At 37.7% G+C, this 14,817-nt stretch carries 16 protein-coding genes; 14 read left to right on the top strand and 2 right to left on the bottom strand.

Features of this window, described 5'->3' with window-relative positions; genetic code table 11:
- Positions 1 to 24: 24 nt before the first annotated feature.
- The 9 genes from CH364_RS11365 (at position 25) to CH364_RS11325 (ending at position 9,987) form a co-directional block, all read left to right on the top strand.
- The gene (locus CH364_RS11365; RefSeq protein WP_100744005.1) at positions 25 to 807 is read left to right on the top strand and encodes a hypothetical protein; all 783 of its coding nucleotides are present in this window, start codon (positions 25 to 27) and stop codon (positions 805 to 807) included.
- A 55-nt stretch (positions 808 to 862) separates the two neighbouring features.
- On the top strand, positions 863 to 2,038 hold the full coding sequence (locus tag CH364_RS11360; RefSeq protein ID WP_100744004.1) for an MFS transporter: 1,176 nt from the start codon (positions 863 to 865) through the stop codon (positions 2,036 to 2,038).
- Between the two features lie 217 nt (positions 2,039 to 2,255).
- Positions 2,256 to 2,819 (top strand): RDD family protein, encoded by a 564-nt coding sequence (locus CH364_RS11355; protein WP_100744003.1) that lies wholly within the window; start codon positions 2,256 to 2,258, stop codon positions 2,817 to 2,819.
- Between the two features lie 560 nt (positions 2,820 to 3,379).
- Positions 3,380 to 4,006, top strand: a complete 627-nt coding sequence (locus CH364_RS11350; RefSeq protein ID WP_100744002.1) for a hypothetical protein — start codon at positions 3,380 to 3,382, stop codon at positions 4,004 to 4,006.
- 66 nt (positions 4,007 to 4,072) lie between these two features.
- A complete protein-coding gene (gene mreC, locus CH364_RS11345; protein ID WP_100744001.1) occupies positions 4,073 to 5,254 on the top strand; it encodes a rod shape-determining protein MreC in 1,182 nt (393 codons plus the stop codon).
- Complete coding sequence (gene mreD, locus CH364_RS11340; RefSeq protein WP_100744000.1) at positions 5,251 to 5,766, top strand: rod shape-determining protein MreD; 516 nt, start codon at positions 5,251 to 5,253, stop codon at positions 5,764 to 5,766. The genes mreC and mreD overlap by 4 nt, the downstream gene beginning before the upstream one ends.
- Positions 5,763 to 7,700, top strand: coding sequence for a penicillin-binding protein 2 (gene mrdA, locus CH364_RS11335; protein WP_100743999.1), 1,938 nt, complete (start codon positions 5,763 to 5,765; stop codon positions 7,698 to 7,700). Before mreD ends, mrdA begins: the two co-directional genes overlap by 4 nt.
- The gene (gene rodA / locus CH364_RS11330) at positions 7,700 to 9,214 is read left to right on the top strand and encodes a rod shape-determining protein RodA (protein WP_100743998.1); all 1,515 of its coding nucleotides are present in this window, start codon (positions 7,700 to 7,702) and stop codon (positions 9,212 to 9,214) included. Before mrdA ends, rodA begins: the two co-directional genes overlap by 1 nt.
- Positions 9,215 to 9,222: 8 nt before the next feature.
- Positions 9,223 to 9,987 carry a hypothetical protein gene (locus tag CH364_RS11325; protein WP_100743997.1) on the top strand — a complete coding sequence of 255 codons (765 nt, stop codon included), beginning with the start codon at positions 9,223 to 9,225 and terminating at the stop codon, positions 9,985 to 9,987.
- Here the strand turns inward: CH364_RS11325 and CH364_RS11320 are convergent.
- Positions 9,973 to 10,905: a bifunctional riboflavin kinase/FAD synthetase gene (locus CH364_RS11320; RefSeq protein WP_100743996.1), complete on the bottom strand. Its 933-nt coding sequence runs from the start codon at positions 10,903 to 10,905 to the stop codon at positions 9,973 to 9,975. The two genes, CH364_RS11325 and CH364_RS11320, sit on opposite strands and share 15 nt — an antisense overlap.
- Before the next feature lie 36 nt (positions 10,906 to 10,941).
- Here CH364_RS11320 and CH364_RS11315 point away from each other — a divergent pair, with 36 nt between their 5' ends.
- Positions 10,942 to 11,511, top strand: a complete 570-nt coding sequence (locus CH364_RS11315) for an LIC10729 family protein (RefSeq protein ID WP_243401356.1) — start codon at positions 10,942 to 10,944, stop codon at positions 11,509 to 11,511.
- Between the two features lie 9 nt (positions 11,512 to 11,520).
- On the opposite strand, the gene CH364_RS11310 is transcribed toward CH364_RS11315, so the two are convergent.
- Complete coding sequence (locus tag CH364_RS11310; RefSeq protein ID WP_002973307.1) at positions 11,521 to 11,865, bottom strand: STAS domain-containing protein; 345 nt, start codon at positions 11,863 to 11,865, stop codon at positions 11,521 to 11,523.
- A 118-nt stretch (positions 11,866 to 11,983) separates the two neighbouring features.
- Here CH364_RS11310 and CH364_RS11305 point away from each other — a divergent pair, with 118 nt between their 5' ends.
- The 4 genes from CH364_RS11305 to CH364_RS11290 are packed head-to-tail and all read left to right on the top strand — an operon-like array spanning position 11,984 to position 14,812.
- Positions 11,984 to 12,703 carry an LIC_12936 family protein gene (locus CH364_RS11305; protein ID WP_100743995.1) on the top strand — a complete coding sequence of 240 codons (720 nt, stop codon included), beginning with the start codon at positions 11,984 to 11,986 and terminating at the stop codon, positions 12,701 to 12,703.
- A 15-nt stretch (positions 12,704 to 12,718) separates the two neighbouring features.
- Positions 12,719 to 13,426 (top strand): DnaJ domain-containing protein, encoded by a 708-nt coding sequence (locus CH364_RS11300; protein ID WP_100743994.1) that lies wholly within the window; start codon positions 12,719 to 12,721, stop codon positions 13,424 to 13,426.
- Between the two features lie 11 nt (positions 13,427 to 13,437).
- Positions 13,438 to 14,454: a type I phosphomannose isomerase catalytic subunit gene (locus tag CH364_RS11295; protein ID WP_100743993.1), complete on the top strand. Its 1,017-nt coding sequence runs from the start codon at positions 13,438 to 13,440 to the stop codon at positions 14,452 to 14,454.
- A gap of 55 nt (positions 14,455 to 14,509) precedes the next feature.
- The gene (locus tag CH364_RS11290) at positions 14,510 to 14,812 is read left to right on the top strand and encodes a hypothetical protein (protein ID WP_243401355.1); all 303 of its coding nucleotides are present in this window, start codon (positions 14,510 to 14,512) and stop codon (positions 14,810 to 14,812) included.
- Positions 14,813 to 14,817: the final 5 nt, after the last annotated feature.

The following is a 14,817-nucleotide window of genomic DNA, read 5'->3' as shown; positions in this document are numbered from 1 at the left end:
TCTATTACCTATATGAAATTCAATATGCGAATTTGGTTGTATGGAATTATACGTTTCATTTTGATCGGATGCATTTTTGCGAATTGGTTTGTTCTTGCAAATCCAAAAAATGATCAACAAGGAAACCATGAAACGCGCCTCACACCTCTTCGCCAACTGACGCCCGAGGCCAATCGAATTCTCAATGCACCACCACCTGTCCATAGCCATGTGACCACTTTTGAAAGTCGTGTCACAGACCGCACAGCCTATCCGTACATACAGACAACTTTAAATTTTGTAGAAGGACATCTTTCCTATAAGGCATTTTTATCCGATGGGCAAGAAATTTCCTATTCCACTCGTGGTGAACACATTTGGCACTCCCAATGTTATGGTGATCTTTGTATCTTAGTCACACAAAAAAATCTATTAGGTGTTAGTAACTCAAGTACTGAATGGGAAAAAGGACATCATTTTGGAGAGGAACGGTACCGTGTTGCGATGGGGCACAAAGCAGCTTTGGTTATGAGTGATAGAAAATTATATTTGTTTAATAGTTATACAAATCATTGGGAAACAATTAGTTTAGAACAAGAAATCATACGCTCCTTTGCAAACCTCTATGACAAAGTTGCCATCACAACAACACGCAGAATGATTGTGATCGATTTGCCATCAGAAACCCAATTCGAAGAAAACTTATTACTTCGAAGCGTTTATCAATTTGAAATGCGTGATGCTTTTATCAATTTTTATTCAAGTGATAAACTCTGGATGTTTCGGCAACAAACACAAATGTTTGAAGAAGTAGATTTAACAGACTAACTTGTTTACTCTCTCAGTAAAATTTTAAATGCACCAACGATAATCAAAATCAAAAATGAAGCATATTTTACCAATAATCATAGTTTCTCAATTTCTATGTACCTCCCTTTGGTTTGCTGGAAACTCAATAATAGCTGATATGGCGAACGATTTACATCTTGAACAAAACTTTTTAGCGAATCTAACAAGCGCGATTCAGTTTGGCTTTATTATTGGAACATTAGTTTTCGCATTGCTTAATATATCAGATCGCTTATCTCCTTCATTCGTATTTTTTATATGTTCCGTTTTGGCAGGACTATTTAATCTAGGAATTACTATAGAAAAAATAAATCCCATCGAAATTCTTTCATTCAGACTTTTAACTGGTTTCTTTCTTGCCGGAATCTACCCAGTTGGAATGAAAATAGCCTCTGACTACTTCCAAGTTGGCCTCGGAAAATCATTGGGTTTCCTAGTTGGTGCGCTAGTTTTTGGAACTGCCTTTCCTCATTTATTAAAAATTTTTACAATTGGATTGCCTTGGAAATACGTTTTGTATGTAACCACAATTTTATCGTTATGCGGTGGATTGAGTATTTTCTTTTTTGTTCCTGATGGACCTTATCGCAAATTTAATCAAAAATTAAAATTTGCCGCATTTACAAATGCATTCAGAAATAAAAATTTTCGCGCAGCTTCCTTTGGTTATTTCGGACATATGTGGGAACTATATACTTTATGGGCTTCTATCCCCGTAATACTTATTTCCTATAACAGAAATTATCCGAATGTGAATCTAAACGTATCATTATTTTCATTTTTGATCATTGGATCTGGGGCCATAGCCTGTGTGTTCAGTGGATTGTTTTCCAAGCGATTCGGAGCAAGAAGGATTGCAACTACATCTCTTTTTTTATCTTGTTTATGTTGTTTGACTTCTCCATTTTTTTTAACATCGGAATCGGTTGTTTTATTCATCATGTTTCTATTTTTTTGGGGACTTGTAGTCATTGCAGATTCACCAATGTTCTCAACACTTGTGGCTGGGAATGCTCCGGAAGATTCCAAAGGATCTGCATTAACCATAGTAAATTGTATTGGATTTTCAATCACTATTGTAAGCATCCAACTGACAAGTATCTTCGCAGACAAAGTCAATTTTCAGTATCTTTACTTACTACTTGCAATTGGCCCCATCTTCGGCCTCTTCGCCTTATTAGGCAGGAACAAAGAGGACGCCTCACATTAGTTTGGTGTTTTGGCATTTCCCGAGACCGTGACCGCGCTTTCCGCTCCAATCTTTCCTTAGAGATTCCATTCAGTTCTAAATTCAGAGAAACTGTTAACCGATATTTCCATAAAACAAATACAATTAAAAAAGAATTTGACCTAACAGCAATTCACCTATATCATATAACGCTGAACTCAACCATTCAGCAAAAATAATTGAATATTAAGGACAATCAATGAACTCAATCGAAACTACCAACGAACAAGAATTTGTGCTCGCATCTCTAGGGAAAAGATTTTTAGCCCATATTGTTGATTTTTTAATCTTGTCGCCATTCATAGGAATTCACCTATTTCTCATTTTCAAATCCATGCAAATCGGATTAATATACTATTTTATCGCGACAATAGTATATTCGATCATCTTCATTAGTTACAGAATTTTTCTAACATTCAAATTAGGCGGAACATTCGGAAAGTTAGCAGTTAAAATCAAAGTAGTTAACTCAGAACTTGGAACTTTATCACTCAAAGAAGCTTTTTTAAGAGAAGTTCCGCATATACTCATTTATCTATTTTTTATTATTAATGTTTATTTTATGGTTATCTTTTTTAACCAAAATTCGGAAAAACTTTCTAACCTCATTTTTTCAGAGTATTATAAAGAAATCAATAACCAAGAAAAAGTTCCGAATTTGTCTCTATATTACTATCTAATTTCCATTCTTTTTATATTATTCAATAAAATGAAAAAGACACCGCATGATTTTCTTGCAAATTCAATAGTAATTTCAAAATAATATTTTCTAAAAAAAACTTAGTACTATTGTATTTTTGTAATGATACAATTTCCCAAATATCTGTTTGCTTTTAATCAACAAGATATTCTATTTTGACTCATCATCGTTTAAGTAGAACAGCTATTTAAACGATAAACTTTTCTTTAAGTATCACTTCAAAGAACTATTTCATTAAATCATGGAAGACAATTTACTAGACCTTAAAAAAAATTATATATAACTCAGATCATGGATTTTTTTTCTAATCCTACGAATTCTTGGTTATAATCGAAACCATCCTAGTCACCTAGTGTATCTAAAAAAACAAATTGGTTATCCTGCTTATTGATCTCGGCCAGTGTATTTTTTATTGCCTTTCCAATGACTCTTGGATTCTTCCTATACAAAACTTTATAATCCGTCTGGTTCGGAGTAATCATAATACCTTTTTTTTCTCGAGAAGTATGAAGGATTTTGAATTCTCATAGATCTGGAATAGCAAGATAAATACAAACCTTTGTTCTCTCTAGATTCCAATATAACGAGTAACAAACGATCCCTTCCCATTCGTCTAATCTCCAATGTTTCCTGAAAGACCAGTTTGGATTTGGAAGGGTGATTCCGAATTTGCCTCGTTACAATTAATCCTCCTTGTTCTTTTCTTTTATCTTTCCTTTCGGCTCAGCGCTTATTTCACACATCGGTTCGAACTTGTGCGTATGCATAGCAAACGACTCGACCGTCTGGCCTTTCGCGCAGGATGCAATCGAGAGGAAAGGGATCTTCTCCAGTCCTTTTACTCCCAATTGGATCGTCGCCATCGTGTGTTACTTGCACACAACCACGCAAAAGAATTTCTCCGCCAACATTTACTCAGTTATATATCTTCCCTAAATACAAAAGATTTCCCAGGTTTCCTTTCTTTGGTTTCGAAATTTTTGGGAACCGCAAACGACCCGAGGCCAGTTTTTGGAATTCGTGAATTTGCCGTTGTGCAATTAGGGACAAAAACTTATTTCTCACAAGTGGTTGATCCAGGCCTCGGAGAAGTCCGACTGAAATTAGGACTCCATGGGGGTGCCCTACCAAGGGCAACAAACGTTCGGGTAACTGTTTTTCGAAACCCCAAAGGACTCCAAACCTTTCAGGGAGACTCACGGTGGGAGAAGCCGGCCTCTCTTTATTTCCTACCCGCGTCCATGAAGTGAAAAATTGTCCAAAATTGATTCTCGCTTGAAAGATTCTTTCCGATAAAATTAATGTGACATAAGTCCATGAAGTGGAATCGCATCAATCAAAATGACGAATTGTTCTCCCTACTTTTCGTATTCCTGTTTTCCTTTACTTCCCTAATTTGGAACGGCAACTTCATGGTAAGAGGGATTGCCAGCTTTCAGGGTGTAGGCGACTTTTTTTCAGGGTCCTTTGATTCCTTCGGATCCCTAATCAAAAGTAGCTATAACAAACTCGAGTCATTTGAGCGGGTCCGAGAAGAGCGTGATTCTTGTTTGAACGTCATGGAAGAATACCGCCAACTTTCTAAAGATGTAGAAAGGTTGAAGGCCGAGAATGCCATCCTTAGGCAGGAGTTAAACTTTCCTCTCCATTTAGATTATCCTTCTGTAAGAGCAGAAGTACTAAGTGTTCGTTTGAACGCAATTTATAGAACCATCATTATCAACAAAGGATCGGAAGAAGGAATCAAACCTTATATGCCAGTTGTGGCTCGTTCCCTTGACGAAAAAGGGAAATTTACCGAAGCCCTTGTGGGTAAAATCATCGCTGTATCCAAAGGATCTGCTGTCATCCAACCCATCATCAATTCAAACTTTTCAATGGGAGTCTCCATTCCAGGAACCAACCTTTGGGCATCCCTTAACGGAAACAGTGGTCGCGGAACCGATGTTTTGTTAGATTATATTGATTCGGGAATTGTGATTGATCCAAAAGCCATAGGAAATTTTCCTATGGGCCCCAATCCTCCTCCCACTTCTGCAGGTACAATGTTTACAGAAGGATTTAGCAAAATCGGTAAAGCTGTGTTTAGTTCAGGCGGATCTGGAGTGTTTCCTCCAGGAATTCCTGTGGGAACAATTATTGAAGAAGGTCCAAGAAACGGATCATTCAAAACTGCCATCTTACGTCCGTTTGTCGAATTTGATAAACTTTTACATGTGATCGTTTTAAAGAAACAACCTGAAAAATGGCGAGAAGAGTGGCCTGCGGAAAAAACAATTCAAATTGATGGCCCTTATTTTGGTGAAATCGATTTTCCAAAAGATAAAGACTATAACAAAAAAGGAAAAGAACCAGAGAAAAGACAAGGAAACTTTCCTTCTACTTTTGGAACTCCACAATATACAAAACCTTCTGTGAATACAACTGTACCTGATTCAACACCGACTACCCCACCTTCTCCTTCCACGCAGGAAGGTCCAAAGGAGACAACACCATGATTTTAGATAAATTATTTATCATCATTGGATTACTACTCTCCCATTTTTTAAATGGATCCAATCTATTTGAATTAGGAAATGCAATTCGTCCGGACTTTATGGTGATCTTTGTGGTCTTTTTTGCATTAAGAAAGGGACCATTGTATGGACTTTGGTTAGGATTTTTTGGTGGCTTACTCACTGATACTGCGTTAGGTGGTGAAATAGGAGGAGATAATATTGTATATTATAAAATTGGCCTCCATTCCTTTTCTTATGCCATCATCGGCTACATCGTTGGTAAAGTGATGCGAAGTTCCTATACAGAGAACTATATTTCCATTACAATTTATATTCTTGGGTTTACCCTTCTTTCAAGACTCATAACTTATTTATTGTTTTTAATGTTCTTTCACTCGAACCAAAGTTATTCCTTTTTATATGTTTCGTTGTACAATGCGTTCATCGGACCAGCATTATTCTTTTTATTCTCTTGGGCTTTTCGATTGGATGCAGATGAGGTTAGGCAATGAGTCAGTCGGCATCTGAATTTCGATTAGAAACAAGTTTCCGTAAACGACTCTATTTTTTTACAGGAATGGTTGTGTTTACTCTCACTGCCTATATCCTACAATTGTTTAATTTACAAATTGTCCAAGGAAGTGAAAACTCTCTCAAAGCCGAACGTTTTGTCCGGAGAAGTGAATCCATTCCCGCAGACCGCGGGAATATTTTTGATAGGAACTTTCTCACTCCTGAAACAAGCCAACCTTTAGTTTCCAATTCTGCATCTCTTGACGTAATCCTAAATACAAGTTTACTTAAGAATGATCCAAGAAAGGTGAAAGATTTTATTTATAAATTCTGTGAAGCACTTTCAATCCCCATTGTCTATTACGAAAAAGAACTCCAAGACTCAAGGATGATCAAAAAAATTCGTTCTAGAGAACCTTTTGTTCTGTTAGAAGGGATTTCTCGTGAACAACAAGAACGAATTCTTGTCCTCGACAATATCAATAAATATGTGTATCTAGTTTCTTCACCGGCCCGAGTTTACCATATGGGACCTGCACTTTCACATGTGACTGGTTATGTGGGAAAACCAACAACTAGCGATTTACAAGAAAAAGAAATCAAAACCTACCAACTCATCGGTAAAGGTGGAATTGAATCCCTTTATGATACGACCCTTCGTGGCCAAGACGGATTTCGAATCCAAAAAAGAAACACAGAAGGGAATATTGAAGAAGAACGTGTCATCGAACATTCTGTTCCAGGCAATAACTTAATTTTAACAATTGATCGTGATATGCAAATTGCAGCCTATCGCGCGTTAAAAGGTGTTCGAGGAACTGTCCTTGCTATCAAAGCAACTACAGGCGAAGTTTTGGCTATGGCTTCCAATCCCGCCTATGATCCAAATATCTTATCTGGCAAAAACAAATTAGATCGCTCCAACCACTTTACTCGAGTTACTAATAACGGTGGTTTTTTAAATTTAGCAATCCAATCCAGGTTCCCACCTGCCTCTACTTTCAAAACCCTTGTAGGTCTTGCGGCAATGGAAAGTGAACACAAAATCAATTATGATCCGAAACAAACCTTTTCCTGCCCGGCAAGTTTTACTCTCAAGTCAACTTTCAAAGGTGTACCTGACCAAGTGTTTTATAACTGGGATAAAAAAAATCACGGCGAACTCAATCTTGCCCAGGCATTAGAAAAATCCAACTCCGTATACTTCTATCAATTGGGATACAAATTAGGTGCAGAACCCATTCTCGCCTATTCACGGTTATTCGGTTTAGATAAAAAATCAGGAATCGATCTGCCTGGTGAAGCAACGGGATTCATTCCAAGTTCCGATTGGAAAAAAAGAACTTACGGAAACAAGTGGTTTGATGGAGATACGGTAAACCTTTCCATTGGACAAGGATTTATTTCCGTAACTCCCATTGAGATGGCACTCTTTTATATGGCAGTTGTCAATAATGGAAAAATCTACAAACCTTATGTGGTTTCTGAAATTAGAAGCCCACTCGATAACTCACTCATTCAAAAAACAGAACCTACTATCCTCCGAGACATTCCTCTTAAACGTTCCACAGTGGAAGCACTCAAGGAAGGACTGTATTTAGTTGGATATTCTGGAACCGCATCTGGTGTTCTCAATTCACCGACACTCCCAGAAATTGCAGGTAAAACGGGAACCGCCCAAACCAGAAGACGAGGAGCATCTTCTTCCAACCATGCTTGGTTTATTGGATATGCACCTGTAAATGCACCTCCCGAAAAACAGATATTAGTTGCTGCCTTTGTGGAATATGGTGTCGGTGGTGCTGCCTCTGCGGCTCCTGCAGCTCGTGAAGTATTCAAAGCAGCATTCCCTCCAGGTTCTTTCCCAAGAACAGATAGATCACGTGCTAAAACCATGGAAGAAGAAGCACCAGTAGAACAAGAGGCATTTTAATGGCTGATCGCAATACAGAAAAACTCGATTTTTTTCTTATCTTCTCTGTTGTCCTCGTGGCAATGGCAGGAGTCCTTACTTTATACACACAAGAAGCAAACACAGCCGATGGACTTGGTCGTTGGTACAAACAGTTCACTTTTGTTTTTGTGGGACTCATCTCCATGTGGTTTATGTCGAGAATCAACTACCAATTGATAGGTTCTTATGCCCTCTTCATTTATATCTTTTCGATTGTTTTATTAGTCCTCACATTAATTCCCGGAATTGGATATCTTCCTTCTGGCCGTGGTGCACGTTCTTGGTTAAAACTTGGTCCCATCACCCTCCAAGCATCTGAATTTTCCAAATTAGCCACAGTGATCCTACTTGGTCAGTATTTAGTTTTGAAAGAAAAGGAAATGCACAAAATTACGGTGCTGATCATACCATTTATCATCTGTTTGGTGCCAATGCTCTTTATCATTTTGCAACCAGACTTTGGAACTGCCGTTTCCTTTTTACCAATGTTATTCACCATGTTGTATTTAGGTGGTGCAGACATTTTGCACGTTGGATCCTTACTTACCTTTGGTAGTATTTCTCTAATGGTTCCCATGTATCTTGCTTATTCACAGCTTACACTCATCCAACCGCTCATTGATTTACTTCGCAAAGATAACAAGGTAGAGTTAGTATCGATTGTAAACCAACTCCAAGGTAAAATTTGGTTAATTTTAGATGGGAAAAAAGTATCGGGACTCACCTTACCCGGAATCGAAAACCCAAAAAACCTCCAAATGATTCGCGAAGCCGCAGAAATAGTCAAAGATGAATATGCGAGTGTCGGATATAAAATTCTATCCAATGAAGCCTTTATGTTTGGTCTCGGTGGAACACTTGCCCTCATTAGTCTTGTGATGATTTTTATCCGTATTGCTCGTGGTTCCAAAAATCTTAGAAACTACTACATCACGATTGGAATTTTAGGACTCTCCATCCTTTCGGCTATTGCCGTTCACAAATCCATCCCTTTCCGAGAAAACCAAGTCATTCGTCTTACTGCTTTTTTAAATCCTGACCAATTCAAACAAGGTGCTGGTTACCAACTCCGAGCATCCAAACCTGCCGTTGGATCCGGAAAGGTTTTTGGAAAAGGACTCTTTCACGGCGAGATGACGGAAGGAAGAGTTCCCCATGTTCCCGAATCGGGAACAGACTTTATCTTTGCGTCCTGGGCTGAACAAACTGGTTTTTTTGGTAGTGTGTTATTATTATTTTTCCTAATGTCGATTCCTCTTCGAGGTCTTCAAATTAGTTTTGAAAGTAAGGATAGGTTTGGTTCCCTTCTTGCGGCAGGGATCGTGGCTATGATCTTTTTTCATATTGCCATTAATGTAGGAATTGTGATTGGACTACTTCCTGTAACAGGTGTTCCACTTACTTTTATGAGTTATGGTGGTTCGCATTTGGTGATGGCGATGACGGCCGTTGGAATTATTTTATCCATTAAAAAACGTAAGTTTGCAAACTGAGTTCCATTATGAAACCGACCAAAAAAATATTGGGGGCAGAAGAGTTCTTTCAAACCAAAATCAAATTAGAAAATGAATTGATTCGTTTGGAAGAACTCGAAAGAGAATCAAAAATTCATATCACTTCCATGATTGTATTGTCGGAACAGTTGATCCAATTATCAAAATCAAACGAATCTCCTTATTTTTTACAAAGGAGCAAACGATTAAGTTCAGAAATTCATAAGTTCAAAATTAAAAATGAATACAAACAAAAAGAATTTGATTCACTTTTCCATATTTTAGAAAAGATTAAATCAGAAGATAAAATTGAGTTTTTGGATTCTGCGTTAAAGAATCGAATCAATCGAATTGCAAAAAATCTCACTGAAAAAAAACAAAATCCAATTGTACCACAAAGACTCAGTGGTAAGTTAGTTTTTATTTGTTATGTGTTAGAAGGTGTAAACTTTCTTATCCCTAAAAAAAGTTATCGGATCCTCCGAGATATACCTGCTTTCAAAAAACAATTACGTATCAGAGAAAAATTGATCCCATTGTTTCCTGGACCTGGATTTGTTTTGATGGAAGAAGGTGAAAAAAAACAAAAAAATGTTCTTTTGATTAAGGACTCATCAAAAAAGGAACTTGGATTTTATTTTGACGAACTAAAAGAAGATTGGGCAGTATCAAAAACTTCTTTGGAAGGATTGTTGGAAAAAGATAAAACAAACGGACAAATTTTAGGAAAAATCAAACGGAAAGGAAAATTATACCACTTAGTTAAAATTTAAAATTCGTATACTTTCTTCTTTATCTTTTGTTAGCTGGCTTTTTAATTCGTCAAGTCCACTAAACTTTTTTTCCTCTCTAATTTTGTGAACGATTTCTAATTCCAATTCTTTACCATACAAATCACCATCAAAATCAAAAACATTCACCTCCACGTGGAGCCCTAATCCATCAAAAGTAGGATTGTGTCCAATGTTGACCATTCCCCTGTGATCTTTCCCTCCAAACTTCGCAAAACAAGCGTAAACTCCAATTGAAGGAAGGAGTTTGTCATCCGGAACTTTGATATTGGCAGTTGGAAATCCAATGGTCCTTCCTCGTTTGGCACCTTGCGTAACAATTCCTGAAATATGATAATTTCTTCCCAAAAGAATTTTAGCTTCTTCCATTTCCCCTTTTTCTAAAAATCCGCGGATGAGTGAAGACGAGATTTTACTTTCCTTTTTTAGAACCGCTTCCTTTAATTCGACCGCATAACTATATTTAGTTTTATTTGAATCGAGCAGAGTAAAATCTCCACGTCTTTCGGCTCCAAAAAAATGATTATATCCAATGACGATATGTTTGGCATTCAACGTTTGGATCATAATTTTTTCCAAAAAATCTTCTGCCGACATTTTTGAAAGTTCCAAAGTAAAATCTAAAACAACCAAATAGTCGATACCGAATCCGCGGATGAGTTCTTCTTTTTCCGTTTCAGAAGATAAGTATTTGAAGTTTGGTTTTTTGCCAAGAACCACAGAAGGATTTGGAAAATAAGTGACAACGACGGAAGGAAGTCCTAACTCCTTTGCTTTTTCCACAGTTCGCAAGAGTAGGGTCTGGTGGCCAACGTGGATTCCATCAAAGTTTCCGAGTGTCAAGGAGGAGCCGTTTTGAAACTCGTTTTGGATCGATTCTAAAGAGCGAATAATTTTCAAAGGGGGACTTGTCTCGTAATCCGATACTTGTACTAGGTGCTTCCATTGAAACTACGAATCCTTATCCTAACGGCAATCTTTTTATCAACCTTGGTTTCGGTGTTTGCAGAAGGCTCTGTCATTCCCAAACAAGAATTTGGTTTGGAGGAAGGATTGCTCCCTGAGGACATAGCCACCTACCCAGAACTCAAAACTTGGGCCATCTACCAATCTTATGAATTAGAACCGGATGCACCCCACTTAGGACTGCAAGATTATATCTGTCGAATGGTTCCAGAAACTGGACTCCAATTCCTATTGGAAAAACAAGTCATCTCTAAATCGACAGTGTATCTCTATTTGGATTTCACTCGTTATCGTCCACTAAAAGGTTCCAAATTCAAACCAAGAAAATTGAACATCCTTGTGAATGGTAGGCCAAAACTATCTATCTACTCCGATAAAAACCAGAGTTTTGTAAATCCAGTGGAAATTCCCCTTGAACCTTCAGAATACCCTGATGGAAAGATTTATGTCGATCTCGTGCCAAGCAACAACTCACTCGGGAGATTTTGGGGGGTTTGGGATGCGTTTGTTTTGGAAAACCGTTTGGATGCGAAAAACTAAAGTAGAAGCTTAAACTGCGTATTTTTCTCGGTATTCGTCTTCACCAATGGTTTGGAAGTAACTGGTAAGCCCAGCGACTTTAAAAACCTTCTCAATGGCTGGTTTCATATTGGCAATTGAGAACTTTCCCTTGAGTTCCTGGACATAATTCAGCTGTTTGATGAGCATTCCGATTCCAGAGGAGTCAATATAATTGAGTTTCTCTAAATTGATGATTACATGCAGATTTTCGGTAGGTTGGCTAGGAACATTGGTTTCCAGGAAATTTTTAAAATCCAGGGAAGTATAAATGTCCAAACTTCCAGAAATGCTGATCACATAAGCGTCGGCATTTTTTTTTAGATTTATTTCCATGGGAGACCTACCGCAAGACTCGGGTTTTTGCGTTTTTTATCAACCTTATTTTTAACAAATTAATGATTTCATTTCAAAAGTCGAAAATATATATAGAGTCTACTATCTGGGAGTTCGTATGCGTATCTCGTTTGTTCTAATTTTATCCTTCCTATTCGCCGTTGGCCTTATTGCCGCGGATGAAAAAAATGAACCTGCCAGCCAAGCAGATTCTCAAAAGTTAAATCCGGATGGAAGTATTGCTCTCATCCCTTATAATGCGAAACAACAACAGAAGATTGAACGAATTGGTAAAGAAGTGGATGAATACCATGCTGTGATCAATGAAAAAGTTAAGTTTTTAAGTTTCGAAAAGAAAATCAAAGATAGTCGTTATGGCCAAGTGACCAATGCAAGGGAAATCCACCTTCCATTTGAACCTCGTTATGTTATGCACAGTCGTTTTGTTATGAAACTAAAAGGTGGTGGTGGAGCCGAAGGTGGTGGATTCTCTTTAGATGAAATTTCCTTTTGGTCCAGAAAATCACTCACTGAAAAAGGCAAAGACCCTATCACTACCTACCGTGAATTAAAAAATAACACTGCAGGTGGAGTGAAAGGACTTTCACTTTCTGTTCGCACTGTGACAAATGCAGATGATAATACTCTTAACTTTGAGTTAGAAAAAATCCAAAGTCCTTGGGAAAGATTGCGTTTGGCTACTGCCTATCGTGATAGACTCCGTGAAGTGACAAGAACCATTGACAGATACATCCAAGCAAAAGGTGGTTTGGAAACCAGAATGGTTTCTGAATCCGTGATGGAAGTTTCTGTCAGTGGAGATTTCCAAGAACCTTAATACGGCGCTGGTGGAATGAGTTTCTCCATACCACCACAACCTTCTAACCTTTACGAAGTCCTAGAAATTCCTTTTGGAGCCACGACGGAAGAGATCAAATCCTCTTTCCGTCATCTAGTAAAACAATTTCATCCAGACAATCCATACACTGGCTCCTATTCAAAATTCCAAAGCATCTACTTTGCTTACCAGACTCTAACAGGTGATGGGCGAAAACGTTACGATGAAGAATTTAAAAAAAACTACGCTCGTGAATTTTTAAAACGAAAACTAGAAGAGCACCCTGTTGTCCTTCCGGTCTCTCGTGTCCGTTTTACTACAGGAATCTTAGAGCTTGCTAAACGTGGACTGATGAGAAAAGGATTTCGGAACAAAGACCGACGTAAGGTAACTGGAATTGATTACGATCTGATTATTGATTTAAAAGAATCGGAAATCATTCGTCCTGTGATTGCCGTCATCCCACTGACTGTCAGAATTGTTTGTAGGGATTGTATGGGAGGTGACCCGCATTGTCCTGCATGCAATGGGCGAGGAAGCTACAAAGGATATAGAAATCTAAAAGTGGAGTTTCCAAAATCTGCTCTCGTACATGGGAAAGTTTTTGAATTTGATCTTTCAAAATTCCGACCAGATTCCTTCACCCATTTTAAGAAAAAATTCCTACGTGTGAAACTCTTAGTACATAAAAATATCCCTTTACGAGTGAAGAGTGCTGTCTAAAAAGGAAATCGATGGAAAAGATTCCCAAAGTTCTATTTGTAACCCCCCTTTATAAAGAAAAAATCTGGGGAGGAAGAAAACTCGCAACTTCTCTAGGCCGTAATATTCCAGAAGGATCCATTGGAGAATCTTGGGAAGTTTCAGTTTACGGAACCGATGTTTCTCCTATCAAAAACATAGAATTTCAAAATATCCCACTAACAGAAATTATCCGAAAAGCTCCAGAAGCTGTCCTTGGTAAACCTTTTATAAAATCGGGATTACCATTACTTGTAAAGATCATTGATGCAAAAGAAAAACTGTCGGTCCAAGTACATCCTGATGATGATTACGCACTTAAATATGATCCAAAATCCAATGGGAAAAAGGAATGTTGGTATGTTTTGAGTGCCGAACCAGGAGCAGAGTTAGTGGTTGGATTTGACACCCACACAAACCGAGAAGATTATGAAACTCTGGTAAAACAAAATTTAGGTGAAAATGTTCTCCGTAAATGGAAAGTAAAACCAGGTGATGTATTTTTATTAAACCCAGGTACTATCCATGCCATAGGCGGAGGAGTTTTACTCTTAGAAGTACAACAATCGTCTGATTCCACATACAGAGTGTACGATTATGGAAGATTGGGTGATGATGGAAAACCAAGAGAATTACATTTAGAAAAAGCACTTGCCGTACTTAATTTTCAAAAATCCGATGGATCTGAAAAACAAACCAAACAATTAATCACTTACCATCCTTTTCCAAGATACCTTTTTACTTCTAATGACAAATTTCGATTGGAATCTTGGGATTTTAACCAAGCTCAAAATTTCAACTTTTCAAAGTTATGTGATCCTGTGTCTTTCGGAATTTTTTACACTGTATCTGGATCTGTTTATTTTCCTGAATTCCAAAAACTAGTTGGCCCTGGGGAAACTTTTATGGTCACTGCTTCTGGGTTTTCGGAAACTATCTCTGCCTTTGCTGAAACCGGTACTAAATTAGCATTTATGTCCGCAGGTTCCGATTCCGTAAAATATCAATAACTTGCCCTATTGACATTTTAATAGAATCAGTATAATAGTGACGAGAGAGGTATCTATGAAAAAAATAATTTCCCTATTACTCGTGTTAGCATCTACATCCGTATTTGCTTTGTCCGATCTGGAAAACTTGATGATTAAAGAGGCAAATACTCCAGAAAGTAAACAGGCTGCACGTTCTTATCTCAATGCAATGGCAAAAGAAAAAGAAGTAAGTGCAAAAAGACACGAAAAAATGGCGGGCAACAAAGCTGGAAAGGCAATCAGTGAAGCAAAGTTTAAAGAACATTGCTTATCTCTTGCAAAAGAATTTCGTACAGAAGCAGAAGAATATAAAAAAGCTGCGGATGATTTGAAATAATTTCT

Source organism: Leptospira harrisiae, from assembly GCF_002811945.1.
Classification (GTDB): domain Bacteria; phylum Spirochaetota; class Leptospiria; order Leptospirales; family Leptospiraceae; genus Leptospira_A; species Leptospira_A harrisiae.
The sequence above is the reverse complement of the archived record's forward strand: the minus strand, read 5'-3'. Positions and strand labels throughout refer to the sequence as shown.